General features: G+C 71.1%; 23 protein-coding genes. 2 read left to right on the top strand and 21 right to left on the bottom strand.

Going from position 1 to position 26050, the window contains the following annotated elements:
• Positions 1-170 precede the first annotated feature (170 nt).
• The 12 genes from atpD to G443_RS21440 form a co-directional block, all read right to left on the bottom strand.
• Positions 171-1604: a F0F1 ATP synthase subunit beta gene (atpD, locus tag G443_RS21495; RefSeq protein WP_026418624.1), complete on the bottom strand. Its 1434-nt coding sequence runs from the start codon at positions 1602-1604 to the stop codon at positions 171-173.
• A 1-nt stretch (position 1605) separates the two neighbouring features.
• Positions 1606-2535, bottom strand: a complete 930-nt coding sequence (locus tag G443_RS21490) for a F0F1 ATP synthase subunit gamma (RefSeq protein ID WP_026418625.1) — start codon at positions 2533-2535, stop codon at positions 1606-1608.
• 9 nt (positions 2536-2544) lie between these two features.
• A complete protein-coding gene (atpA, locus tag G443_RS21485) occupies positions 2545-4191 on the bottom strand; it encodes a F0F1 ATP synthase subunit alpha (RefSeq protein ID WP_026418626.1) in 1647 nt (548 codons plus the stop codon).
• A gap of 76 nt (positions 4192-4267) precedes the next feature.
• Entirely contained in the window at positions 4268-5104 is an 837-nt protein-coding gene (locus tag G443_RS21480) for a F0F1 ATP synthase subunit delta (RefSeq protein WP_026418627.1), read from the bottom strand.
• Positions 5105-5143: 39 nt separating this feature from the next.
• Complete coding sequence (locus G443_RS21475; RefSeq protein ID WP_245588770.1) at positions 5144-5692, bottom strand: F0F1 ATP synthase subunit B; 549 nt, start codon at positions 5690-5692, stop codon at positions 5144-5146.
• Between the two features lie 26 nt (positions 5693-5718).
• On the bottom strand, positions 5719-5952 hold the full coding sequence (gene atpE / locus G443_RS21470; RefSeq protein ID WP_016696854.1) for an ATP synthase F0 subunit C: 234 nt from the start codon (positions 5950-5952) through the stop codon (positions 5719-5721).
• Positions 5953-6027: 75 nt separating this feature from the next.
• Positions 6028-6831: a F0F1 ATP synthase subunit A gene (atpB, locus tag G443_RS21465; protein WP_016696853.1), complete on the bottom strand. Its 804-nt coding sequence runs from the start codon at positions 6829-6831 to the stop codon at positions 6028-6030.
• Between the two features lie 42 nt (positions 6832-6873).
• Complete coding sequence (locus G443_RS21460; RefSeq protein WP_103057086.1) at positions 6874-7083, bottom strand: hypothetical protein; 210 nt, start codon at positions 7081-7083, stop codon at positions 6874-6876.
• A gap of 61 nt (positions 7084-7144) precedes the next feature.
• Positions 7145-7669: a Cg1360 family ATP-synthase-associated protein gene (locus tag G443_RS21455; RefSeq protein ID WP_211237509.1), complete on the bottom strand. Its 525-nt coding sequence runs from the start codon at positions 7667-7669 to the stop codon at positions 7145-7147.
• 182 nt (positions 7670-7851) lie between these two features.
• Entirely contained in the window at positions 7852-9015 is a 1164-nt protein-coding gene (locus G443_RS21450; protein ID WP_026418629.1) for a glycosyltransferase family 4 protein, read from the bottom strand.
• Between the two features lie 25 nt (positions 9016-9040).
• Entirely contained in the window at positions 9041-10324 is a 1284-nt protein-coding gene (glyA, locus tag G443_RS21445; RefSeq protein ID WP_026418630.1) for a serine hydroxymethyltransferase, read from the bottom strand.
• Between the two features lie 490 nt (positions 10325-10814).
• Positions 10815-11465, bottom strand: a complete 651-nt coding sequence (locus G443_RS21440; RefSeq protein WP_026418631.1) for an L-threonylcarbamoyladenylate synthase — start codon at positions 11463-11465, stop codon at positions 10815-10817.
• Positions 11466-12052: 587 nt separating this feature from the next.
• Here G443_RS21440 and G443_RS21435 point away from each other — a divergent pair.
• Positions 12053-13396 carry a family 16 glycosylhydrolase gene (locus G443_RS21435; RefSeq protein WP_030105512.1) on the top strand — a complete coding sequence of 448 codons (1344 nt, stop codon included), beginning with the start codon at positions 12053-12055 and terminating at the stop codon, positions 13394-13396.
• A 52-nt stretch (positions 13397-13448) separates the two neighbouring features.
• Here the strand turns inward: G443_RS21435 and prmC are convergent, their stop codons facing one another.
• From prmC to rpmE, 3 genes are all read right to left on the bottom strand, one after another.
• Positions 13449-14321, bottom strand: a complete 873-nt coding sequence (gene prmC / locus G443_RS21430; protein ID WP_026418633.1) for a peptide chain release factor N(5)-glutamine methyltransferase — start codon at positions 14319-14321, stop codon at positions 13449-13451.
• Positions 14322-14498: 177 nt separating this feature from the next.
• Positions 14499-15575: a peptide chain release factor 1 gene (gene prfA / locus G443_RS21425; protein WP_026418634.1), complete on the bottom strand. Its 1077-nt coding sequence runs from the start codon at positions 15573-15575 to the stop codon at positions 14499-14501.
• Between the two features lie 116 nt (positions 15576-15691).
• Positions 15692-15904 (bottom strand): 50S ribosomal protein L31, encoded by a 213-nt coding sequence (gene rpmE / locus G443_RS21420; RefSeq protein ID WP_016696860.1) that lies wholly within the window; start codon positions 15902-15904, stop codon positions 15692-15694.
• 288 nt (positions 15905-16192) lie between these two features.
• On the opposite strand from rpmE, the gene G443_RS21415 reads away from it, so the two are divergent.
• Positions 16193-16618 carry a hypothetical protein gene (locus G443_RS21415; RefSeq protein ID WP_155886106.1) on the top strand — a complete coding sequence of 142 codons (426 nt, stop codon included), beginning with the start codon at positions 16193-16195 and terminating at the stop codon, positions 16616-16618.
• 48 nt (positions 16619-16666) lie between these two features.
• Here G443_RS21415 and rho read toward each other — a convergent pair whose 3' ends face one another.
• From rho to argS, 6 genes are all read right to left on the bottom strand, one after another.
• Positions 16667-18601, bottom strand: coding sequence for a transcription termination factor Rho (rho, locus tag G443_RS21410; protein WP_026418635.1), 1935 nt, complete (start codon positions 18599-18601; stop codon positions 16667-16669).
• A gap of 645 nt (positions 18602-19246) precedes the next feature.
• Positions 19247-20146 (bottom strand): homoserine kinase, encoded by a 900-nt coding sequence (gene thrB / locus G443_RS21405; protein WP_026418636.1) that lies wholly within the window; start codon positions 20144-20146, stop codon positions 19247-19249.
• Positions 20147-20186: 40 nt separating this feature from the next.
• Complete coding sequence (thrC, locus tag G443_RS21400) at positions 20187-21263, bottom strand: threonine synthase (RefSeq protein ID WP_026418637.1); 1077 nt, start codon at positions 21261-21263, stop codon at positions 20187-20189.
• Positions 21264-21325: 62 nt separating this feature from the next.
• On the bottom strand, positions 21326-22639 hold the full coding sequence (locus G443_RS21395) for a homoserine dehydrogenase (protein WP_026418638.1): 1314 nt from the start codon (positions 22637-22639) through the stop codon (positions 21326-21328).
• Entirely contained in the window at positions 22636-24066 is a 1431-nt protein-coding gene (gene lysA / locus G443_RS21390) for a diaminopimelate decarboxylase (RefSeq protein ID WP_026418639.1), read from the bottom strand. Before lysA ends, G443_RS21395 begins: the two co-directional genes overlap by 4 nt.
• Positions 24067-24068: 2 nt before the next feature.
• The gene (gene argS / locus G443_RS21385) at positions 24069-25730 is read right to left on the bottom strand and encodes an arginine--tRNA ligase (protein WP_026418640.1); all 1662 of its coding nucleotides are present in this window, start codon (positions 25728-25730) and stop codon (positions 24069-24071) included.
• Positions 25731-26050: the final 320 nt, after the last annotated feature.

Below are 26050 nucleotides of genomic sequence, written 5' to 3'. Positions count from 1 at the left end.
GTGGAGCCAAGGGCGGCGCGCGACAGGTCGCCCGCGCCGTCCGCGACACCCACCCGGAGGTCCGGCCCTGCCGGAAGACACGTCGGGGCCGGACCTCCGTGGTGGAGGTCCGGCCCCGAACGTCGCGCCGTGTCCGGCGCGGGACGACGCGGCGGCGCCGTCCCCACCGATCACTTGCCGGTGAGCTTCTTGTACGCCTTCTCCAGGTCCTCCAGACCACCGATGGAGAGGAACGCCTGCTCCGGGTAGTGGTCGAAGTCGCCCTTGGTCAGCCGGTCGAAGGCCTCGATGGTCTCCTTGACCGGGACGAACGAGCCCTCCTCGCCGGTGAACTTCTGCGCGACGAAGAAGTTCTGCGACAGGTACCGCTCGATCCGCCGGGCCCGGCTCACCGTGAGCTTGTCCTCCTCGGACAGCTCGTCCATGCCGAGGATGGCGATGATGTCCTGGAGCTCCTTGTACTTCTGGAGGATCCGCTTGACCTCCTGGGCCACCCGGTAGTGCTCCTGCCCCACGACCGAGGCGTCCAGGATCGTGGAGCTGGAGGTCAGCGGGTCCACCGCCGGGTAGATGCCCTTCTGGGAGATCGCCCGGGAGAGCTCGGTGGTGGCGTCCAGGTGCGCGAAGGTGGTCGCCGGCGCGGGGTCGGTGTAGTCGTCCGCCGGCACGTAGATCGCCTGGAGCGAGGTGATGGACCGGCCCTTGGTGGAGGTGATCCGCTCCTGGAGCTCACCCATCTCGTCGGCCAGCGTCGGCTGGTAACCCACGGCGGAGGGCATCCGGCCCAGCAGGGTCGACACCTCCTGACCGGCCTGCGTGAACCGGAAGATGTTGTCGATGAACAGCAGCACGTCCTGGTTCTGGACGTCCCGGAAGTACTCCGCCATCGTCAGCGCCGACAGCGCCACCCGCATACGGGTGCCGGGCGGCTCGTCCATCTGACCGAACACCAGCGCGGTGTCGGGGAGGACGCCCATCTCCTCCATCTCGACCCAGAGGTCGTTGCCCTCACGGGTCCGCTCGCCGACGCCGGCGAACACCGAGGTCCCGGAGAACTCCCGGGCGATACGGGTGATCATCTCCTGGATGAGCACCGTCTTGCCCACACCGGCGCCACCGAACAGGCCGATCTTGCCGCCCTTGACGTACGGGGTCAGCAGGTCGATGACCTTGATGCCCGTCTCCAGGACCTCGGTCCGACCCTCCAGCTGGTCGAAGGCCGGGGCCTTGCGGTGGATCTCCCAGCGCTCCGCGTCCGAGGCGTGCCCCGGCTTGTCCAGGCAGTCGCCCAGGGCGTTGAACACGTGGCCCTTGACCGAGTCGCCGACCGGCACCGAGATGCCGGCGCCCGAGTCGGTGACCTTGGCGCCCCGGACCAGGCCCTGGGTGGGCTGCATGGAAATGGTCCGCACCGAGTTGTCACCCAGGTGCTGCGCGACCTCCAGGGTCAGCGTCTTCTCCATGCCCTCAGCCGTGATCTCCACCTTGAGGGCGTTGTAGAGGTCGGGCACCTCGCCACGCGGGAACTCGACGTCCACGACCGGGCCGAGAACCTGGACAACGCGGCCGGCCCCAACCGCGGTGCTGGTGGCAGTTGCAGTCATGTCACTCACTTCCTGCGGACGAGAGCGCCTCGACACCGCCGACGATCTCGCTGATTTCCTGGGTGATCTGCGCCTGGCGGGCCTGGTTGGCCTGGCGACTGAGGTTCTGGATGATCTCGTCGGCGTTGTCCGTCGCGGACTTCATCGCGTTCCGGCGGGCCGCCAGCTCGGCCGCCGAGGCGTCGAGCAGACCGGCGTACAACCGGGAGTTGATGTACTTCGGCAACAACGCCGCCAGCAGCGCCTCCGCGTCCGGCTCGAACTCGTAGTTCGGCGTGGGCGCGGCCTCGGTCGGCTCGTCGGTGTACTCGACCTCCAGCGGAGCGACCCGGCGGGCCACCGGCCGCTGCGTGAGCATCGAGACGAACTCGGTGTGCACCATGTGCAGCTCGTCGATGCCGAGCACGCCGTCGGCGCCGGGCTCGTCACCCTCGTCGTCGGCACCGGCCAGGAAGGCCCGCACCAGGGTCTCGGCGACATCAGCGGCGTCGGTGTACCCGGGCCGCTGGCTGAAACCCGTCCAGCTCCGCTCGATGTGCCGCTGGCGGAAGCGGTAGTAGCTCACGCCCTTGCGGCCGACCACGTACAGCACCGGGGTCTTGCCCTGCTCGCGCAGCAGCGTCTGGAGCTCCTCCGCCGCCTTGATCACGTTGGCGTTGTAGCCGCCGCAGAGCCCCTGGTCACTGGTCACGACCAGCACACCGACCCGCTTGGGCTCCTCACGCTCGACCAGCATGGGGTGGTCGAGCGAGGAGGACCCGGCGAGCGCGCTGAGCACGTTCGTGATCTCCTCGGCGTAGGGCCGGGAGGCCTCCACCCGCGCCTGCGCCCGGTTGATCCGCGAGGTCGCGATCAGCTCCATCGCCTTGGTGATCTTGCGGGTGGACTTGACCGAGCGGACCCGTTCGCGTAGTTCTCGAAGTTGGGCCATGTCATCGGCTCACTTCTTCGGAGCGGGACGGTTCACCTTGACCGTCTCCTGCCCGACCTTCTCGGCGTCCATCGCCTCGGCGGGGGCCTCGTTCGGGATCAGCGAGGAGCCGTCGGAGGTGACGAACTGCTTCTTGAACTCGTCGGTCACCGAGACGAGCCGCTCCGCGTTGTCGTCGCTGAGCACCTTGCTGTCCCGGATCTCGGTGAGGATGCCCTCGTGGGCGTGCCGCAGGTGGTCCAGCAGCTCGGACTCGAAGCGGCGCAGGTCGGCGACCGGCACGGCGTCGAAGTGGCCCCTGGTGCCGAGGTAGATCGAGACGACCTCCTCCTGCACCGGCACCGGCTGGCCCTGGCCCTGCTTGAGGATCTCGTAGAGCCGCGCGCCCCGCTCCAGCTGCGCCTTGGAGGCCGCGTCCAGGTCCGAGGCGAAGGCGGAGAACGCCTCCAGCTCCCGGTACTGGGCGAGGTCGAGCCGCAGCGTTCCGGAGACCGCCTTCATCGCCTTGATCTGGGCGGCGCCACCAACACGGGAGACGGAGATACCGACGTCCACCGCCGGCCGCTGGCCGGAGTTGAACAGGTCGGACTGGAGGAAGCACTGCCCGTCGGTGATGGAGATGACGTTGGTGGGGATGTAGGCCGAGACGTCGTTGGCCTTGGTCTCGATGATCGGCAGACCGGTCATCGAGCCGCCACCGAGCTCGTCCGACAGCTTCGCGCAACGCTCCAGCAGACGCGAGTGCAGGTAGAAGACGTCACCCGGGTAGGCCTCGCGGCCCGGCGGGCGGCGCAGCAGCAGCGAGATGGCCCGGTAGGCCTCCGCCTGCTTGGACAGGTCGTCGAAGATGATCAGGACGTGCTTGCCCTGGTACATCCAGTGCTGGCCGATGGCGGAACCCGCGTAGGGGGCCAGCCACTTCAGGCCGGGCGAGTCGGACGCGGTGGCGGCCACGATGGTCGTGTACTCCATCGCGCCGGCGTCCTCCAGCGACCGCTTCACCGAGGCGATCGTGGAGCCCTTCTGGCCGATGGCGACGTAGATGCAGCGGACCTGCTGCTTCGGGTCGCCGGTCTCCCAGTTGCCCTTCTGGTTGATGATGGTGTCCACGCAGACGGCGGTCTTGCCGGTCTTGCGGTCACCGATGACCAGCTGGCGCTGGCCCCGACCGATCGGGGTCATCGCGTCGATGGCCTTGATACCGGTCTGGAGCGGCTCGCGGACCTCCTGCCGCTGCACCACGGTGGCGGCCTGGAGCTCCAGCGCCCGCCGCTCCTCGGCGACGATCTCGCCGAGGCCGTCGATGGGCTCGCCCAGGGCGTTCACCACGCGGCCGAGGAAGCCATCGCCCACCGGCACCGACAGCACCTGGCCGGTGCGGCGGACCTGCTGGCCCTCCTCGATCTTCTCCGAGTCACCCAGGACGACGGCGCCGATCGACCTCTCGTTGAGGTTCATCGCGACGCCGTTGATGCCGCCGGGGAACTCCAGCAGCTCCTCCGTCATCACCGAAGGCAGGCCCTCGACATGGGCGATGCCGTCACCGGTGTCCGTGACGACGCCTACCTCTTCTCGGCTGACTTCGGGAGAGTAGCTGGAGACGTACTTCTCGATCGCACTGCGGATCTCGTCCGACGAGATCGTCAGCTCCGCCATGTCGTTCCTGCTCTCGGTCGTTCTCAAGCGGTGTTGGTCTTGGTTGCGCGGCTACTCGCGCGGGGCGCCGGCGCGCCTACCCCGCGAGCTGCCGCCGTAGTGCGGCCAACCGGCCCGCGGCGCTGCCGTCGATGATCTCGTCGCCGACCTGGATGACCAGGCCGCCGACCAGCGTCGGGTCCACCTCGGTGTGCACGGCGACTGGTCGGGAGTAGATCCGGCTGAGCAGCGCGGCCAGCCGTTCCTCCTGAGCGTCCGACAGCACGGTCGCGGAGCGAACGTGCGCCACGGAACGCTCCCGGCGCTTGGCGGCGGCTGCCGCCAACTCCTCCAGGCCCGCGACGGCCGTCCGGCCGCCCGGCTGGCTGACGAGCTGCTCCACCAGAGCCAGGGTCACCGGGTCACTCCGGTCGGTGAGCAACTGCCGGACCAGGGTCACCTTGCCCGCCGCCGACCCGGCCGGGTCGGACAGCAGCTGGTCGAGGTCGGGCTGGCTGGCGACGATCCGGCCGAGGCGGAACAGCTCGTCCTCGACGGTGTCCAGCCGACCGGCGCGCTCGGCGCTGATCAGCATGGCCTCCCAGCTCAGCCGGCTGACGCCCTCCACGAGTTCGCGAGGGCTCGACCAGCGGGCGGTCACCACGGTCGCGAGGACGTTCAGCGCCCGGGCGCCGATCTTGCGCCCGAGCACCTCCCGCACCAGCGACTCGCGGTGTGCCGGCTCACTGGCGGCGTCGGCGAGGGACCGGCGCAGCGAGGACTCCCGACCGAGCAGCCGGCTGACCGCTCCGAGGTCCTCGCCGACACCAGCCAGTTCCTCGCCGGTGACGCCGTCGAGTTCGGCGCGCAGCCGCTCGGCGGCGGCGGCGAAGGCGTCCCGACTCGCCGCGTGCAGTGTGGTCACGGTGGTCACGACGTCTCCACTCCCCTGTTCGGCACGATGGTCACCTGGTCACTTGCTCGCCGGAGCCGACACCGAGTCCAGCTCGTCCAGGAACCGGTCCACGGTTCCCCGACGACGGGCCTCGTCCTCCAGGGACTCGCCGATCACCCGGCTGGCCAGGTCGATCGACATGCGGCCCAGGTCGGCCCGGAGCTCGGCCACGATCTGGGCGCGCTGGGCGTCCAGCTGGGCCTGGCCCTGGGCGACGATGCGCGCGGACTCCTCCTGAGCCCTGGCCCGCATCTCCTCGATGATCTGGTCGCCCTCGGCACGAGCGTCGTCCCGGATGCGGGCCGCCTCGGCCCTGGCCTCGGCGAGCTGGGCCTGGTACTGCTCCAGCGTCTCCTTGGCCTCCTGCTGGGCCTTCTCGGCCCGGGCGATACCGCCCTCGATCTTGTCGGTTCGCTCGTCGAGCACGCGCTGGAAGATCGGGAGGACGAACTTCCAGAACAGCAGACCGACGAGAACGAAGCAGACCGCGGACCAGAAGATGTCGTACCCAGGCGGCAGCAGCGGATTCGGGTTGTCGCCCGCCGCCAGCACTGCGAATGTACTCACGATGGTCGCCTAACGGTCGGTTCGGATCAGCCCATGCCGCCGAAGAGGATGCCGGCGATGAGGCCCAGCAGACCCAGGACCTCGACGAAGGCGATACCCAGGATCATGGTGGTCCGCAGCTGGCCGGCGATCTCCGGCTGACGGGCCATGCCCTCGACCGTCTTGCCGATCAGGATGCCCAGACCGATACCCGGGCCGAGAGTGGCCAGACCGTAGCCGACGGTCGCGATGTTGCCTTCGATCGCAGCGAGGATTTCCACTTCCGTGTCTTCCCTTTCATGTTGGCCTCCCGGCGTTCACCGGAAGGTCGTCTCTGGTGCTCGCAGGTCGTGCCGTCAGTGTTCGGCGTGGGACGCCAGGTCGATGTAGACGGCGGCGAGCAGAGTGAAGATGTACGCCTGCAGCACCGCCACCAGGATCTCGAAGAGCGTGAAGGCGAACCCGGCCCCGAGGGTCAGGACGCCGACCGGCGCGAGCAGCGCCGATCCCGCCTCGACGAACATGAAGTTGGTGGCGGAGAAGAACAGCACCAGGATCAGGTGGCCGGCCATCATGTTGGCCAGCAACCGGACCGTCAGCGCGAAGGGGCGCAGGATGAACGTCGAGACGAACTCGACGGGCACGATGATCGGCGCCATGTAGAGCGGAACACCTGACGGGAGCAGGTTGCTCTTCATGTAGGGGCCGAAACCCTGCGCCTTGATCCCCGCGTAGTTGAAGACGATCCACGCCACGATGGCCAACACCAGCGGGGTGCCGATGAGGCTCGTCCCCGCGATGTTGAGCAACGGGATCACGCCGGCGAGGTTCAACGCCGTGATCATGAAGAAGAACGTGGTGAGGATCGGCAGGAATCGTCGCGCCGCCCCCTTGCCGAGGATCTCCTCGGCGATGTGCAGGCGGACGAAGTCCAGGAAGTACTCGGCGACGTTCTGGAGCCCCCGGGGCACGAGCTTGGCCCGGCGCAGCGCGAGGATGAAGAACAACGCCAACAGCGCCACCATGACGAACCGGACCAGCATGATCCGGTTGATCTCGAAGATCGTGCCCTCGAAGAGCAGGGCACCGGGGTAGAACTCCTCGATACCGGGCGCGTGGAAACCCTCTCCGTCACCCGCGGCCAGCACGGCGGCCAACACTTGCGCGTTCAGTGTGGTCTCCCTGGTCGTAGCCGGCGCGGATCAGGCCCGGCCGAAACGGACGTACACGATGTAGAGCGCAGTAAGCAGCCCCAGCCCCAGACCGACGAAGGTCCACAGCCAGCTGTCACTGATCAGGTCAACGGCGAACCCGATGCCACCCCAGGCGATGGGGCCGGCGATCAGGGTCCTGATGAGCAACCCTCGGGTGGACTCACCCTTCTGGGGTGGTTTGTCCGACTGATCACTCATCTTGAAACGCACTTTACCAATCGGTTTTCGCCAGGACGAACCCCAGGGGCGTTAGCCGTCGTCACTGGTCAGAGCCTGATCGGCTCGTAGCGGGAGCGGTGTCGACCGCGTCGCTCCCCTCCGGGGCCACCCCGGGTCGAGCCGGTTCGTCCCCGGTGTCCGGTTCACTACTCGGCGTAGTGGTGTCGACGTAGGGCACCCGACTGGTGAGGATCACCCGGGTCTGGACGGCCATCACGCCGATCACCGTCAGTACGACGACGCCGAACAGGACTATCCGCGAGTAGAAGTCCTCGTTGCGCAACAGGGCCAGCACGACGAACAGCACGATCATCTTGCCCAGCCACGAGCCGAGCACGGCCGCCGCCATCACGGTGGGGGACGCCGACGCGGTCATGACGCTGACCACGGTCGTGACCAGCATGAACCCGGCGGCCAGCGCGATCCCGATCGCCGCGCCCCACACCCCGGGAACCCCGTCGACCAGCCAACCGGCGCCCAGCAGCACCGGGGTGCCCACCCCGAGTGCCAGCAGCGCCTGACGCAGGGCGGAACGCAGTGTCCCCGCCACGGTGGCTGCCTTCACCGCACGACCCCTCACTCGTCGACTGCGCGGGACTCACGTCCTCGCGCGGCACCATTGTCGCCCATACCCGGACCTCACCCGGCGACCGGGTGCCGGGCCGGCGCGCTCCGGCAACGCTGGTCACCGTGCGTGATGACCAGGGAGGGACGCGGGGCGCGGCGGCCGGATGTGGCCAGCGGCGGTCAGGGGCGGCGGCGGTTCGCGAGCTGGCGCAGCCGGGGCACGGCGGACACGATCACCGCGAGGAGCAGCCCGCCCAGCACGCCCCAGACGACCACTGACGGGTCGAAGATGGTCACCGCGACCGCCCCGAACGCCAACAACGCCGCCCACAGGTAGATCAGCATGACCGCGCGACGCTGGGAGTGCCCGATCTCCAGCAGGCGGTGGTGCAGGTGCATCTTGTCCGCGCTGAACGGGCTCTGCCCGCGCCGGGTACGGCGGATGATCGCCATGATCAGGTCGAGCAGCGGCACGAAGAGCACCGCCGCCACCACCAGCAGCGGGGAGAGCAACGCGATCGCGTCGCTCGCGCTGTAGCGGGAGTAGTCGATGTCGCCGGAGGCCGTGGTGCTCGCGGCCGCGAGCATCAGGCCGATCAGCATCGACCCCGAGTCACCCATGAACAGCCGAGCCGGCTGGAAGTTGTACGGCAGGAAGCCCAGGCAACCGCCCGCCAGGGTGGCCGCGATCAACGCCGGCGGGTAGGCGCCGACGTCACCCCCCACGTCCGAGAGCAGGCCCAGGGAGAACACGCAGATCGCCGAGGCCGCGATGAACCCGATGCCCGCCGCCAGCCCGTCGAGGCCGTCGACGAAGTTCATCGCGTTGATCATCGTGACGGCGAGCAGCACGGTGAGCACCGCGCCCTGGTTACCGGAGAGCACCAGCAGCGAACCGACGCTGTCCCCCTGCTCCCCCCACGGCACCCAGAAGAAGAACCACTGCACGCCGAAGAGCACGAGGATGCCAGCGGTCATGATCTGGCCGGCGAGTTTGGTGATGGAGTCCAGCTCGAAACGGTCGTCGAGCATCCCGATCAGGACGATCACCCCGCCCGCGACGGCCACTCCGAGGATCTCGTAGGAGTAGTCGAAGGCGCGGCTGAGGACCGGGAGCCGCCAGGCGAGCAGCATGCCGGCCACCACGCCGATGAAGATCGCCACCCCACCCATCCTGGGCATGGGCTTGATGTGGACATCCCGCTGCCGGGGATGCGCCACGGCGCCGATGCGGATGGCGAGCAGCCGGATCACGCCGGTGACCAGGAAGGTCACGGCGGCTGCCGTCAGTCCCACGAGGAGGTACTCGCGGACCGGTAAGCCGGCCGGAGCGAAACCTGGCATCACGCTTGTCGTACCGCTTCTGTCGTCAGGCCGGACGGGGGTAGGCGGGGAGGGCGGCCACGAGCTCGGCCACCTCGGCACCGACCTCCGCGAGGACGTCGTCGCCGGTGGGGGAACCGGGTACCGCGCGGACCGCTCTGGCGAGCAGCCGGGCGATCTCCGCCATCTCGGGCTCCCGCATGCCCTGCGTGGTGACGGCCGGCGGCCCGATCCGGATGCCGGAGGCGACCGCGGGTCGGGCCGGGTCGAAGGGGATGGCGTTCTTGTTCAGGGTGATGCGGGCAGCCTCGGCCCTGCTCTCGGCCTCGGCACCGGTCAGCCCGAGCGGACGCAGGTCGAGCAGCGCCAGGTGGGTGTCCGTCCCGCCGGAGACGGCACGCATCCCCGCCGCCTCCAGGCCGCTCGCGAGTGCCCTGGCGTTCACCACCACCTGCCGGGCGTACTCCTGGTAGGCGGGGCTGGCCGCCTCGCGGAGCGCGACCGCCTTCGCCGCGACCGCGTGCATCAGCGGACCGCCCTGGGTGAAGGGGAAGACGGCCCTGTCGATCGCCCTGGCGTGCTCGGCACGGCAGAGGATCATGCCGCCACGCGGACCGCGCAACACCTTGTGGGTGGTGCAGGTGACCACGTCCGCGTAGGGAACGGGGGACGGGACGGCCCCGCCGGCGACCAGCCCGACGAAATGGGCCGCGTCGACCACCAGCACGGCTCCCACCTCGTCGGCGATCTCGCGGAACGCCGCGAAGTCGATCAGGCGCGGGTAGGCGGTGGCGCCGGCGATCAGCAGCCGGGGCCGGTGCTCCCGCGCGAGGTCGCGCACCTGGTCGTAGTCGATCAGTTCGCTGTCCGCGCGCACCCCGTAGGAGACCGCGTTGAACCAGCTCCCCGAGAAGTTGACCCGCGATCCGTGGGTGAGGTGGCCGCCCTGCTTGAGGTCCATGGCCAGCACGGTGTCCCCTGGCCTCGCGAACGCGGCGTAGACCGCGAGGTTGGCGCTGGCGCCCGAGTGCGGCTGGAGGTTGGCGTGCTCGGCTCCGAACAGTTCCCGCGCCCGCGCCGTCCCGATCTCCTCGGCGCGGTCGACCTGGGCGCAGCCCCCGTAGTAGCGGCGTCCCGGGTAGCCCTCGGCGTACTTGTTGGACAGCGTGGACCCCAGCGCGGCCAACACCGCCGGACTGGTCAGGTTCTCGCTGGCGATCAGTTGCAGCCCACCCCGCAACCGGTCCAGTTCCCCCAGGACCACGTCCGCGATCTCGGGGTCGGTGTCACGCAGGGAGTCGAAGTCCGGCCCCCAGAACGGCGTGCTCACTGCTGGATGCTCCTCGCCTCGGATGGGAACGAGTGACCGCGTCGCGTCGCCACGAGCGTTGGCCCGACCGGGCCCCGCGGTGTCCGCCCGTCGTCAGGTCTCCACCAACCGGCGCCCTCGCGCGTCGCGGTGCCCCAGACCTTAGCCCTGGTTGGTGGTGCCGGGCACACCAGCCTCGGGACGGGGAGGCCCCCGCGCGGGGGCGTCGGCGCGCCCGGAACCGGCGGGGACGCCGGGGCCGAACGCGCGCTCTCACGCTACTGCGTGATCTTGCTGTCAGGTCGGCGGCCCGATCTTCGTCCGGTCGGCGCGCCGTCCCCGAGCACCGAGGGGTCCCGCCTGTCGCGCCGTGGAGGGGCCAGCAGGGCGCCGCCGCCGAAGCCGAGGTCGACCGGCCCCACCCGCCTGACCGGGATGGCCGAGGCGATGCCTCGGCGCCCTGTCGTGCGGGCACCGGCTTCGGCGTCGAGGAGCTCGGCCGCCGGACCCCTCAGTCCGCGACGGCCACCTCGACGCCGAGGACCTCGGAGATCTCCTCAGCCGACACCGCACCCACCCGCAGGATCTGGGGCGTGGGGCCGGTCAGGTCCACCATCGTGGACGGGGTGGCCCGCTCGGCGGCGCCACCGTCGAGGTAGACGGGGACGTCCTCCGCCAGCTGCTCCCTGGCCTCCTCCGCCGTGGTGGCCGGCGGCTGACCGGACCGGTTGGCGCTGGAGACGGCCATCGGGCCGACCTCGCGCAGCAGTTCGAGGGCCACCGGGTGCAACGGCATCCGCAGCATCACGGTTCCCCGGGTGCGCCCGAGGTCCCAGGCCAGGGAGGGGGCGTGGTTGAGCACCAGGGACAGGCCACCCGGCCAGAACGCCTCGATCAGGGCCCTGGCCGGCCTGGGCACCGACAGCACCAGGCCATCGATCGTCGTCCAGGACCCGACCAGCACCGGGACGGGCATGTCCGGGCCACGCCCCTTGACGCTCAACAGGCTTCGGACGGCGGCGGAGTCGAAGGCGTCGCACCCCAGCCCGTAGACGGTGTCGGTGGGCAGCACGACGAGCTGGCCGGCGCGCACCGTCTCCGCGGCGGCGGCGAGCCCCGCCTGCCGGGTCTCGGGAATGTTGCAGTCATAGCTCGTGCTCACACGGACGATCCTGGCACCCCCGGTGACGGGGAGGGCAGCGGGACCTGCCCGCCGGTGGCGGACAGGGGAACGGCCCACCCGCTCCCGACCGCCGGGGCCGGTGCCAGCGTGCCCCGTCCCGCCCCCCTGGCCGAGCGGGGCGACGACGGCCTTCCCCTGGGGGTCCGGCGAGGGAACAGCCGTCCTCCGCGAAACGGACCGGCACGCGATGCCCTCGGCACTCCCGCGTTTTCCCGGCTCCGCTCCGACGATTCCCTTCGTTCACCCGATCGCCTTTCCCGCGTCCGCGAGTGGAACGAACGTCGAATGGCTGGCGCCGACTCCTTGTCATTCGCCCCGCACCGGGCGGGTGTACCCGCGATACGGCGAACCCGCAGCGCAACGGCGGCCACCTGGCCCGTTTTGGGCCGATTCTGACCACCTCTGATGCACCGCACGGCGGTATCCGGAGGTCCGGACGGAAGCGGTTCCAGTACTCCCGCCAGCCTCGCCCCAACCCCACGGGACATCCGCGCCCTTGACATCGGGAACTGGCGGTGTTTTGTTTCCGACCACAATTCTTCCGCCCGTGAGTGGAGGTCATCTTCATGGCCCTTTCCCCTGTGCCGACGTCCGGTCGACGTGGCCGGAGAAGGAATGCCGGCGTCCTGGCCGCTGTCCTGGCCGTCGGCGCGAGTCTCGCCGTACCGGCCGCCCACGCGGACGTCGACCCGGCACCCGATGTCGACGCGTCGACGGCGCTGGCGTCGACGACGAGCGCCCCCTCCTCGGCGGTCGGGGCGACCCCGCTCGCCCTCACCTGGGAGGACGACTTCGAGGGTCCCTCCGGCGCCGCCCCCGACCCCGCCAGGTGGAACCACGAGATCGGTGGCCACGGCTGGGGCAACAACGAACTCCAGTACTACACGGCCGACCGCCGCAACTCCGCGCTCGACGGGCAGGGCAACCTGGTCATCACCTCGACCCGGGAGGGCACCGACGGGCTGAGCTGCCACTACGGCCCCTGCCAGTTCACCTCCGCCCGCCTCACGACGCAGGACAAGTTCTCCCAGCGCTACGGCCGTTTCGAGGCCCGAATCCAGGTGCCCCGGGGCAACGGGGTGTGGCCAGCGTTCTGGATGTTGGGCGACAACTTCCCCGAGACACCCTGGCCGCACAGCGGCGAGATCGACATCATGGAGGTCGTCGGCCGGGAGGGTGGCACCGCGCACGGCACCATCCACGGCCCCGGCTACTCGGCCGGCGAGGGCATCACCGGCTCGTACACGCTGCCCGGCGGCCAGCAGTTCGCCGACGGGTTCCACGTCTTCGCGGTCGACTGGTCACCCGATGGCATGGTGTGGTCGGTGGACGGGCACGTGTACCACCAGGTCACGCGCTCCGACGTGGGCAACAACCCCTGGGTGTTCGACCAGGACTTCTTCATGATCCTGAACTCGGCGGTGGGCGGCAACTGGCCCGGCCCGCCCGACGACTCCACCCAGTTCCCCCAGCGGATGCTCATCGACTACGTACGGGTCTACGAGGGCTCGGGCACCCCGCCGCCCGGAGACGGGACCGGGACGATCAGGGGCATCGGCGAGCTGTGCCTGGACGTGGCCGGCGGCAACGCCAGCGACGGCACCCCGGTGCAGATCGCCCACTGCAACGGCTCGGACGCCCAGCAGTGGACCCGGGAAGGCGACACCATCCGCGCCCTCGGCTACTGCCTCGCCGTCGCCGGCGGCGACCCCTCCGCCGGCACCCCGGTGCGGATCGCGCACTGTGACGGGTCGGACGCCCAACGGTGGCGCGTCGAGTCGGGGGACATCGTCTCCGTGCTGGCCAACCGGTGCCTGGGCACGGAGCACGGCCGCTGGGACGACGGCACTCCGACCCTGATCTGGCACTGCACGGGCGCGGTCGACCAGAAGTGGTACCCGTACTGGTGACGGTTCACCGAGTCGGGGAGGGCGGCCGATCGGACGCCCTCCCCTGGTCGGATCAGGACAACGAACGCCGCAGGGCCGTGGCGAACCTCGGCCGTCCCGCCAGGTCGGGGTGGTCGGCGACCTCGGTGAGCACCTGGCGCGCCCGGAGCAGTTCGGGCACCGCCTCGCCGTGGGTGTCGTCATGTTCGAGCGCCAGCGCCCCACCTGGGCGGAGCAGCCGCACCGCGCAGTGCACGACGTGGCGGATGGTGTCCATGCCGTCGAGGCCGCTGAAGACCGCCGCGTGCGGATCGTGCTCCGCGACTTCGACCGGCACGGGCGTTCCCTCCGGCACGTAGGGCGGGTTGCACACGACGAGGTCGACCGTGCCGTCCAGCTCCGCCAGCAGCTCCGGATCGCCGACGTCACCGAACCGGAGATCGACCGGGCGGTCCCCCGCACCCACCAGCGCGTTGGCGTTGCGCCTCGCCCAGGCGAGCGCGCTCGGGTCCCGCTCGACCGCGTGGACGGAGGCGTCGGGGCGGGCGTTGGCGAAGGCGAGCGCCAGGACACCGGAGCCGGTGCACAGGTCCACGATCGTCGGCTGCCTGGTGCGGCGCAGGTGCGCCAGCCCCCAGGCCAGCAGCAGCTCCGTCTCCGGCCTCGGTACGAAGACGCCCGGCCCCACGCTCACCGTGATCGCCCCCATGGCCGCCCAGCCGGTGATGTGTTGGAGGGGGATGCCCTTCGACCGTTCCCTGACCAGTCGGTGCAGTTCCTCGACCACGGAGACGGACACCAACGGAACCATCGTGAGCTTGGTGCGTTCCACCCCGACGACGTGGGCGGCGAGCAGTTCGGCGTCCGCGCGGGGGCTCGCGACCCCGGCCTCCCGCAGGATTCGTTCGGCCTCGGCGACGGCGAGTCGCAACGGCTGCTTGGACAATTCCTCCCCCTCCCGGTCCGGAACCCGTCTCCCCCGCACCAGCCAACCACGGCCAGCGCGGTGCGCCCGGTCAGCGGGCGCCCGACCCGACCAACCCGCCGACCGGGCTACCGGGGTGGTCCCCCGCCGGAGTGAGCGCCCCGCCGGGGAGGTGGGCCGCCGATCGGTCCTCGAACCTCAGGCCGTCGGTGCCGCGCTGCGTTCCATCCGCTCCTGGCGGTCGGCGGCGCTCAGCGCGTCCAACACCGCGTCGAGGTCGCCCTCGAGGACCTGGTCCAGGTTGTGCGCCTTGTACCCGACCCGGTGATCGGAGATCCGGTTCTCCGGGAAGTTGTACGTCCGCACCCGCTCGGAGCGGTCGACCGTGCGCACCTGGCTGCGGCGGGCGGCGGACGCCTCCCGCGCGGCCTGTTCCTCCGCCGCCGCCAGCAGCCGCGCGCGGAGCACCTGCATGGCCCTGGTCTTGTTCTGCAACTGGCTGCGCTCGTTCTGGCAGGACACGACGATGCCCGTCGGCAGGTGGGTGATCCGGACCGCGGAGTCCGTCGTGTTCACGCTCTGCCCGCCGTGCCCGGAGGAGCGGAACACGTCCACCCGGAGGTCGTTCTCGTCGATCTCGACGGCGACGTCCTCCTGTTCCGGGTACACGAGGACCCCGGCGGCCGAGGTGTGGATGCGGCCCTGGGACTCCGTCACCGGGACCCGTTGGACGCGGTGCACCCCGCCCTCGAACTTCAGCCTCGACCACACGCCGTCGGCTCGCACCGGGCCCTTCACGACCATCGTGGCGTCCTTGATGCCCCCGAGTTCGGACTCGGTGACGCCCAGCACCTCGGTGCGCCACCCCCGGCGCTCGGCGTACCGCTCGTACATCCGCAGCAGCTCGGCGGCGAACAGCGCGGACTCCGCGCCGCCCTCCCCCGACTTGATCTCCAGCACGGCGTCGGAGGCGTCGTGCGGGTCGCGGGGGACGAGCAGCTCGGCCACCCTCGCCTCCAGCTCGGGGAGCTGGGCGGCCAGTTCCTCTGCCTCCTCGGCGAAGGCCTGGTCCTCGGAGGCGAGCTCCCGGGCGGCCTCCAGGTCGGTGCGCACCCGCTCCAGCTCGCGGGCGGCCTGCACGATGGCCGTCAGCTCGGCGTGCCGCCGGCCGTACCGGCGTGCCGCGGCGCGGTCCGCCAGCACGGCGGGGTCACCCAACCGCTCCTCCAGCTCCCCGTACTCGGTGAGCAAGCTCCGTAGCGCCGAGTTCTCCACGCCGCACCCTCCGTCCTGACGACACCGCCGGGCCCTGGTCACTGCCGACCGGACCCCGGACACACGCCGACGGCGCCCACCCCGCCAGCTCGGTGGGGTGGGCGCCGTCGAAAGAGCTACTTCTTGCGGCGGCCGTAGCGGGCCTCGAAGCGGGCCACCCGGCCACCGGTGTCCAGGATCCGCTGCTTGCCCGTGTAGAACGGGTGGCAGTTGGAGCAGACCTCGACAGTCACCGCACCGGTGGAACGGGTGCTCCGGGTGGTGAAGGTGTTGCCGCAACCGCAGGTGACCTGCGTGGTCACGTACTCGGGGTGGATACCGGTCTTCACAGGTGTGTCCCTTCCTTCTTGGGCCGCCGGGTCCGCCCTGCCTGGTCGCCTGGCACTCGCCAGGGGCCGGGTGAGGGGGTGAACCGGAGCCGGGTTCGGCGAACCAGTGTGCCAGATGGCCACCGCGTCGCCGCCACCCTCCACAACGCGTGGGGGTCGCCGTCTGTTTCCGAACGCCCCATGCCACTCACCGTGACGCAGGGGCCACCCGCCGCCGTCTCCGGTCCGTCGGGCGATCGGAGCGGCTGGCTGCCGCCGCGCCAGGCGGGGCTGTTCCATCCTGGCTCCGTGTTGTGCGCGAACCTGGGACCGCTGCGGGTGTGGGCCTGGCTGCTGGTGCCCCCGACGTTCCTGTGCACCGTGCTCGGGCTGGGTGGCCTGGGCCTGGTGCTGCCCGCCGCCGGGGATGCCGTTCACCCGGACTGGTCGGTCCTCTTCGGCGCGGCGGCCGGGTTGAACGCGGTGTTCGCCGGTTCGGTCGCGTGGACCCGCCCGTGGTCACCACGGTGGTTGAGCTGGCCCTACGGCCTGGTCCTGATCACCTGCGCGTTGACCGTGGGCGACCTGCCGGTCCCCACGTCGGCGGCGCTGGGGTGCGCCGCCGCGGCCGTGGTGTCCTGGGTGCTGCTGCTCGCCGGCCGGCGCCCCTGCCCGACCGATGGCGGCGAGGCGGACCGTTGTTCGCGGCCCGAGGTGGTGAGCGGCGCCGGGTGACCGGAGGCCCTGCCGCCGTGCGACGACGGCAACGCCTCCGGTGCGTCCTCAGTCCCCGTTCCCGCCAGGCGTGTTCTTCGCCACCTGCATCAGGAACTCGATGTTCGTCCGGGTCTTCCGCAGCCGCTCGAGCAGCAGGTCGAGCGCCTGCTGGTCATCCAGCGCGGAGAGAACACGCCGCAGCTTGTGCGTGACGGCGAGCTCGTCCGGGGAGAGCAGGAGCTCCTCCTTGCGGGTGCTCGAGGCGTCGACGTCGACCGCCGGGAACGTCCGCTTGTCCGCGATCTTGCGGTCGAGCTTCAGCTCCGCGTTGCCGGTGCCCTTGAACTCCTCGAAGATCACCGTGTCGCCGGCGGATCCCGTCTCGACCAGCGCCGTCGCGAAGATGGTCAGTGAACCACCGTTCTCGATGTTGCGGGCCGCGCCCAGGAACCGCTTCGGCGGGTACAGCGCCGTCGAGTCCACACCACCGGAGAGGATCCGACCCGAGGCCGGCGCCGCCAGGTTGTAGGCCCGGCCGAGCCGGGTGATGGAGTCGAGGAGCACGACCACGTCGTAACCCAGCTCCACCAGCCGCTTCGCCCGCTCGATGGCGAGCTCCGACACCGTCGTGTGGTCGGACGGCGGCCGGTCGAAGGTCGAGGCGATGACCTCGCCCTTCACCGAGCGCTGCATGTCGGTGACTTCCTCGGGCCGCTCGTCGACCAGCACGACCATCAGGTAGCACTCGGGGTTGTTGGTCGTGATGGCGTTGGCGATGGCCTGGAGCACCATCGTCTTGCCGGCCTTGGGCGGCGAGACGATCAGGGCCCGCTGGCCCTTGCCCACCGGCATGACCAGGTCGATGACCCGGCCGGTCAGGGCGTGCGACTCGGTCTCCAACCGCAGCCGCTCGTTCGGGTACAGCGGAGTCATCTTGGTGAACTCCGGGCGTCCCCGAGCGGCGTCCGGCGCGAGGCCGTTGATGGAGTCGACCCGCACCATCGGGTTGAACTTCTGGCGCTGCTGCTCGCCCTCACGCGGCTGGCGGACCACACCGGTGATCGCGTCGCCCCGCCGGAGCCCGTACTTGCGGACCAACGACAGGGACACGTAGACGTCGTTCGGGCCGGCGAGGTACCCCGAAGTGCGGACGAACGCGTAGTTCTCCAGCACGTCCAGGATGCCGGCCACGGGCAGGAGGACGTCGTCCTCCCGCACCTCCGGCTCGTTCCCGCCACCCTCGGCGCGGCCACGGCCCCGGCGACGATCCCGGAACCTGCGTCCCCGCCGCCGGCCGCCGCCGTCCTCGTCGTCATCGTCCCGACCGTCGTTCTGGCGGTCGTTGCGCGACGCGCGGTCCTGGCGGTCGCCGCGGTCCTGGCGCTCACCACGGTCCTGACGCTCGCCACGGTCCTGACGCTCACCACGGTCCTGACGCTCACCACGGTCCTGACGCTCACCACGCTCCTGGCGCTCGCCGCCCCGGTCATCGCCGCCGCCACCGTCGGTGGCGCTGGCGGCCCGGCTCGAGGTGCGGCGACGACGGCCGCGACGGCCACCGTCCTCCTCACCCTCACCGGACGACGCGCTCTCGGACGCACTGGCGCCCCTGGAGCGGCGGCTGGGAGCCGGCTGCGCCGGCGCGTCCGCGGAGGTCTGCTCGGTCTTGCCCTGGTCCCCGGACCCGAACGGCAGCTGCGCAGCGGTGTCGGTCTTGGCGGAACCACCGCCCTGCCGCTCCTTGATCGCGGCGATGAGATCACCCTTACGCATTCCAGTGGTGCTGGTGATGCCGAGTTCCCCGGCGAGCTGGCGAAGCTCCGCCATCACCATGCCGGACAGCCCTCCGCGCCGACGGGGAGCGGCTCCGTTGTCCGCCTGGTGCGGTACCTCCCCCTTCGCCGCAGAGCCCTTGCGTGACTTGGGCTTATCCGCTTCTGGCTGGTCAGCAGCCGAGGCCGCCGTGCCCGCCTCGCCGCTCAACAGTTCGGTGTTGCTCACAAATGTCCTTCCTGACCGGTCCGCGCCTCCTACGCGGACCAGCGGACCTGCCACGCTGCGGGACGCAGTGCGGCACTGCGGGCTCGGGGGCAGAACTGGCGGTCACGACGTTCTGCCCGCACGCACCCTAACCTGCCCGCTTATGGCGATTCTCGACGCTGCCACACCTGACGACACTCACGAAGAACCACCCGTACGGACTCCTCGGCCACCCCAGGCTGTCCGGGTACTCTCCACCGCTGGTCCCCGCTGGATAGCGTGAACCAACCTCATAGCGAGAGAATGCCTCCCGAGTTGACTACCCGGGACGGTACCGGCGCCCGTGCGCGCGGTGACTGATCGCCTTCGAGGGTAGACCGCTCGTCAACAGCTCGCAACAACCCGCGTCACCTGCGTGTCTCCCGGCGGCCGAACCAACGGCCAAGATCACCACCGATGGAGGGTGTTGTGCCGTCGATCGGGTATGGCTGACGGAGAAGGCGACCAGGTAGCGGGGGTACTGGCGAAAGGCTGGAGGTCCAGCGGTTCTGGCCAGCGCGGTGCTTCGCCGCGGCCATCCCCCTCCGATGACTCCATGTTACCGGCTGCCCGGGAGTCCCCTCCTACCGGGGACCCCGAACAGCCCAGGCACGCCCGCGGCACCGGTCACGGATCGGCCGGCTCCTCACGGACCGTCACCCCTCGGGTGTCCACGGCCAACGGGCACACCTCGAACCCGCTCGTGTCGAATCCCGCCCAGGACGGCGCGCCGACGGGGAAGGCGACCACGGTGGGGCCCGCCCCGGAGATGGCCGCCGGGACACCGGCGGCCCGCAGCTCCTCCACCAGCGCCAACGACCGGGGCCAGGCGGGTCGCCGGTACTCCTGGTGCAGCCGGTCCCCGGTCGCGTCCAGCAGCAGGTCGGGCCGCGAGGTCAGCGCCGCGACGGCGAGGGCGGCCCGGCTGGCCGCGAACGCCGCGTCCTCGTGGGGGACCCGCTCCGGCAGCAGACCCCGCGTGGTGTGGGTGGCCGACTCCACCTCGGGCACCAGCAGCACCGGCGCGAGCGCGCGGTGCGGTTCGAGCCGGAGCGCGCGGAACGTCGGGGACGCACCGGCCGACGACCAGGCCACGACCACCCCGCCGACCATGCTCGCCGCCACGTTGTCGGCGTGTCCCTCGAACCGGGCGGCGAGGTCGAGCGCCGACTCGTCCGGCTCCCGCCCGGCCAACGCGTAACCGGCGGCGATCCCGGACACGATCGTCGCGGCGGAGGAGCCCAGACCCCGGGCGTGCGGGATGCGGTTGACGCACCGCAGCTCCACCCCGGGCAGCTCCACGCCGAGCGCGTCGGTGGCGGCCCGCAACGCCCGCAACAGCAGGTGGCTGGCGTCCCGGGGCACCGCGTCGGCTCCCTCGCCCGAGACCTCCACCCGGACGCCCCGGTCCACCACCCGGAGCCACACCTCGTCGTACAGCGCCAGGGCCAGCCCGAGGGTGTCGAACCCCGACCCCAGGTTCGCCGTCGACGCGGGAACCCGCACCGACAGCTCCCGGCCGATCACGGTCGCCTCCACCCGGGGAACGCCGCTCGTCTCCAAAGGCTCACCGGAGCTCCAGGGCGGCGGCGACGGCGTTCGCGTCGACGGGCAGCGGCTCCACGTCCACCGCGCCCTCCAGTGCGGTGCCCGGGTCCTTCAGACCGTGCCCGGTGACGGTGCACACCACCACGGACCCGGGGTCCAACCGCCCCTCCTCCGAGGACAGCAGCAGACCGGCCACGCTGGCCGCGGAGGCGGGCTCGACGAAGACACCCTCCCGGGCGGCCAGCAGCCGGTAGGCGCTCAGGATCCGCTCGTCGGTCACCGCGTCGAACCGACCACCGGACTCCGCCCTGGCGCGCTCGGCCCCCTGCCAGGACGCGGGGCTGCCCACCCGGATCGCGGTGGCGATCGTCTCCGGGTTGGCGACCGGCTGGCCGTGCACCATCGGAGCCGCCCCAGCCGCCTGGAAACCGAACATCCTGGGCGTACCCCGCACCAGGCCGTCGTCCGCGTACTCCTGGTAGCCCTTCCAGTAGGCGGTGATGTTCCCGGCGTTGCCCACCGGCAGGCAGTGGATGTCGGGGGTGCGGCCGAGGACGTCGCAGATCTCGAAGGCCGCGGTCTTCTGCCCCTCGATCCGCACCGGGTTGACCGAGTTGACCAGGGTCACCGGGTGCTCCGCCTCGGTCTTGCGGGCCAGTTCCAGGCAGTCGTCGAAGTTGCCGGCCACCTGGAGGATGCGGGCCCCGTGGGCCACTGCCTGGGCCATCTTGCCCAGGGCGATCTTCCCGCTGGGCACCAGCACCGCGCAGGTCAGGCCGGCCCTGGCCGCGTAGGCGGCGGCGGAGGCCGAGGTGTTGCCGGTGGACGCGCAGATCACGGCCTTGCTGCCGGAGGCCAGCGCGTGCGTGATCGCCACCGTCATACCCCGGTCCTTGAAGGACCCGGTGGGGTTGACACCCTCCACCTTGAGGTAGACGGAGGTACCGGTCAGCTCGCTCAGGTGGGGGGCCGGGAGCAATGGGGTGCCGCCCTCGTGGAGGGTGACGATCCCGGCGCCGGCGGGTACCGCCACCCGAGCGGGGTAGGCGGCGATGACACCGGGCCACCCCGCCGCCGGACCGCCGGTGCCGGCCACCGCCGAGGGGCCGGCCCCGCCGGACACCGCCGGTGGGATGGGGGACAACGCGGTCTGTTCGGTCACGGCTCCTCGCCCTCCACGCGCATCACGCTCACCACTTCCCGCACGGCGGAGAGGGCCGCGATCTTCTCGACGGTGCCCCGCAACGCGTCCTCGGAGGCGAGGTGCGTGGCGATGACCAGGCTCGCCTCGTCGCGGTGGCCCCGCTGGGTCACGGTCGCGATGCTCACGTCGTTCTCCGCGAACACGGCGGCGACCTGCGCCAACACTCCCGTGCGGTCCGCGACGTCCAGGCTGATGTGGTAACGGGTCGCCACCTGCCCCATCGGGCGCACTGGCAGCTCGGCGTAGGCGGACTCCCGGGGGCTGCGCCCGCCGGCGACCCGGTTGCGGGCCACCGCGACGAGGTCCCCGAGGACGGCGCTCGCCGTCTGCGGGCCACCCGCGCCCTGCCCGTAGAACATCAGCTGCCCGGCTGCCTCCGCCTCCACGAACACGGCGTTGAACGCCCCGCCCACCGTCGCCAGCGGGTGGCCGCGCGGGATCATCGCCGGGTGCACCCGGACCGAGACGGACTCGCCGCCGTCCTCGTCCACCACCCGGTCGCAGATGGCCAGGAGCTTCACGACACGCCCCATGCCCCTGGCCGCCGTGATGTCGGCGGCGGTCACGCGCGAGATGCCCTCCCGGTGCACGGCCTCGGCCGGGACCCGGGTGTGGAAGGCCAGCGAGGCCAGGATCGCGGCCTTCGCGGCGGCGTCGAAACCGTCCACGTCCGCCGTCGGGTCGGCCTCGGCGTACCCGAGCCGCCCCGCCTCCTCCAGGGTCTCGCCGTAGGCGGCCCCGGTCGAGTCCATCGCCGACAGGACGTAGTTGGTCGTGCCGTTGACGATCCCCATCACCCGGTTGACCCGGTCACCGGCCAGGGACTCCCGCAGGGGCCGCAGCAGGGGGATCGCGCCGGCCACCGACGCCTCGAAGTAGAGGTCGGCGCCCGACTCGTCGGCCGCCTCGTACAGCTCGGGGCCGTGCTCGGCGAGCAGGGCCTTGTTGGCGGTCACCACCGACTTACCGGCGCGCAGGGCCGCCAGCAGCAGGCTCCTGGCCGGCTCGATCCCACCGATGACCTCCACGACGACATCGACGTCGGAGGCCACGAGCGCCTCGGCGTCCGTGGTCAGCAGTTCCTCCGGCACCTCACGGTGGCGGTGCGGTCGGCGCACCGCGATGCCGGTCAGCTCCACCGGAGCCCCGACCCGCGCGGTCAGGTCGGCGGACTGCTCCCGGATCAGGCGTTCGACCTGCGTACCGACCGTGCCGCAACCGAGCATCGCGACCCTGACCGGTGGGGTCGAACCGGTAGCCGATGTCATGACACCTCCAGGCGCAACAGGTCGTCCATGGTCTCCCGGCGCAGCAGCAACCGCGCCTGGCCGTCCCGGACCGCGACGACGGCGGGCCGGGGCAACCGGTTGTAGTCGCTCGCCATCGCGTAGCAGTAGGCGCCGGTCGCGGCGACGGCGACCAGGTCACCCGGTCGCAGGTCGGCGGGGAGCCAGCAGTCCCGCACGACGATGTCACCGGACTCGCAGTGCTTGCCGACGACCCGGCTGAGCACCGGCGGTTCCTCGGCCCGGCGGGAGACCAGGCGGCAGTCGTACACCGCGTCGTAGAGGGCGGTGCGGATGTTGTCGCTCATCCCGCCGTCGACGCTGACGTAGCGCCGGCTGGCCCCGTCCTGGACGACGACGTCCTTGGTGGTGCCCACCTCGTAGAGCGTCACCATCACCGGCCCGACGATCGAACGTCCCGGTTCCACGGCCAGCAGCGGCGTGTCCAGCCCGGCGAAGCCGCACTCCCGGCGGACGATCTCCCAGAGGGTGGCGGCGATCTCACCGACCTCGGGGACCCGGTCCTGCTCGGTGTAGGCGATGCCGAGCCCCCCGCCGAGGTCGAGGGTGTCCAGGTCCGCCATCGTCTGGGCGCCGTGCTCGTCGTGGAGGTCGGAGAGCAGGCCGACGATCCGCTTGGCGGCCAGTTCGAAACCGGCGAGGTCGAAGATCTGCGAACCGATGTGGCTGTGCAGGCCCACGAGCCGGAGCCCCCCAGCCCGCAGCACGCGCCTGGCCGCCTCGGCCGCGGCTCCCCCCGCCAGCGAGAAACCGAACTTCTGGTCCTCGTGGGCGGTCGCGATGAACTCGTGGGTGTGAGCCTCGACTCCCACCGTGACCCGGATCATGACGTCCTGCCGGCCGCCGGCCGGCGGGTTCTCGGCGGTGAGGCGGTCCAGGCGGTCGATCTCCTCGAAGGAGTCCACCACGATGACGCCGACGCCGGCGTCCAGGGCGGCCGCGAGCTCCGGGACCGACTTGTTGTTGCCGTGGAAGGCGATCCGCTCCGGGGGGAAGTCCGCTCGCAGCGCGACGGCGAGTTCCCCGCCGCTGCACACGTCGAGGCTGAGCCCTTCCTGGGCGACCCACCGGGCCGCCTCCGTGCACAGGAACGCCTTGGAGGCGTAGTGGACGCGGGCCCGTTCCCCGAAGGCGCGCTGGTACTCGCGGCACCGGGACCGGAAGTCGTCCTCGTCGAGGACGAACAGCGGGGTGCCGAAGTCCCTGGCCAGCTCACGGACGTCCACGCCACCGATCCGCACCGCTCCGTCGGCGTGGCGGGACGTGTTCGCCGGCCACACCGTGGGCGGCAACGCGTCGAGCTCGGCGGAGGACGCCGGCCGGGGGCCGGCGGTGTTGACCGGGAGCAGGACCTCCGCGTGGCGGGGACCGGCGGGATGGGCGCGCATGATCACATCCGTTCGGGTGCGCTGACGCCGAGCAGGGCGAGGCCGTTGGCCAGCACCTGCCGCGTGGCGGCGCAGAGCTGGAGGCGGGCCGAGGTCAACTCGGTCGGCTTCTCGTCGCCCATCGGCAGGACCCGGCAGGCGTCGTAGAACTTGTGGTAGGCGCTGGAGAGCTCCTCCAGGTACCTGGCGATCCGGTGCGGCTCCCGCAGCCGGGTGGCCATCTCCACTTTTTCCGGGAAGGCGGCGAGCTCCCGCAGGAGGTCACCCTCCCGCTCGTGGGAGAGCAGGCCGTAGTCGGTCCGCTCCGGGTCGCCGGCGTCCACCCCGAGCTCCAGGGCGTTGCGCTGGATCGAGGCGAGCCGGGAGTGCGCGTACTGCACGTAGAAGACCGGGTTCTCGTTGCTGCGCGAACTCCACAACTCCTGGTCGATGTCCAGCGGGGAGTCCACGGATGCCCGGATCAGCGAGTACCGGGCCGCGTCGACCCCGACGGCGTCCACCAGGTCCTCCAGGGTGACCACGGTGCCCGCGCGCTTGCTCATCCGGACGGTCTCCCCGCCCCGGACGAGGTTGACCATCTGGCCGATCAGGACCTCGACCGTGCCAGGGTCGTCCCCGAACGCGGCCGCGGCGGCCTTCAGGCGGTTGATGTAGCCGTGGTGGTCGGCCCCGAGCATGTAGACGCAGAGGTCGAAGCCCCGGGACCGCTTGTCCAGGTAGTAGGCGAGGTCACCGGCGATGTAGGCGGGCTGCCCGTCGCTCTTGATGACCGGCCGGTCCTTGTCGTCGCCGAACTCGGTGGAGCGGAGCCACCAGGCACCCTCGGAGTGGTAGAGGCTCCCCGCCTCCTTCAGCCGCTCGACCGCCCGGTCCACCGCTCCCGAGGAGTGCAGGGAGTCCTCGTGGAAGTAGACGTCGAAGTCGGTGCCGAAGTCGTGCAGGCTCCCTTTGATCTGCTCGAACATCATGCCGACGCCGACCCGGCGGAAGGTCTCGGCGACCTCGTCCTCCGGCAGGCCGAGCACGTCGGGCTCCGCCTGGAGCACGCTGGCGGCGATCTCGGCGATGTAGTCGCCGCCGTACCCGTCCTCTGGCACCGGCTCGCCCTTGGCGGCGGCGACCAGCGAGCGCACGAAGCGGTCGATCTGGGCGCCCGCGTCGTTGAAGTAGTACTCGCGGGTGACGTCGGCGCCGCGCGCGGCGAACAGCCGTCCCAGGGTGTCCCCGACCGCCGCCCAGCGGGTACCGCCCAGGTGGATGGGCCCGGTGGGGTTGGCGGAGACGAACTCCAGGTTGATCCGGGTGCCGGAGAGCTCGTCGCCCTCACCGAAGTGTTCGCCCCGGCGCAGCACCTCGCGGATGACCAGTCCCTGCGCCTCCGGGTCGAGGCGCAGGTTGAGGAAGCCGGGACCGGCGATGTCCACCGACCGCACGCCGTCCTGGTGCGCCAGCGCCTCGGCGAGCCACCCGGCGAACTCGCGGGGCGCCACTCCGACCTTCTTGGCGACCTGGAGGGCGAGGTTCGTGGCGTAGTCGCCGTGCTCGGGGTTTCTGGGTCGCTCCACGGTCACGGTGGCTGGCAGCACGGTGGTGTCCAGCCCACGGGTGGTGAGCGCTTCCGCTGCGGTGGAACGGATCAGGTCGCTGAGCACGGCGGGGTTCACCCGGGAAAGTCTAGGCAGCCGCCACCACGACAAACGAGCGGGTTGTCCGGTGGGCGCACCGCGTCCCGCCTGCTGGGACGCGGTGCGGCTTGGCCGCCCCGTGGGTGGCCCACCGCGCGTGTTCGCTCACGTCGAGTGCCCCCACCCGGTACCCACACCCGCTTCACCGCCGGGTGCGGACACCGCGCACACGCCCGGCCGGGGCGGGGTCGGCGACCCCCGCGAGGGGTCGGCACCGTCCGCCATCCCGGTCTGACTCTGGGTGAACGAGAGGCCGACCACACGTACCGAATTCCGCTCGCGGCTCATAGACTGTCCGC

It is taken from the genome of Actinoalloteichus caeruleus DSM 43889, from assembly GCF_000429185.2.
Taxonomy (GTDB): domain Bacteria; phylum Actinomycetota; class Actinomycetes; order Mycobacteriales; family Pseudonocardiaceae; genus Actinoalloteichus_B; species Actinoalloteichus_B caeruleus.
This window is presented reverse-complemented; position numbering and strand designations above follow the sequence as displayed.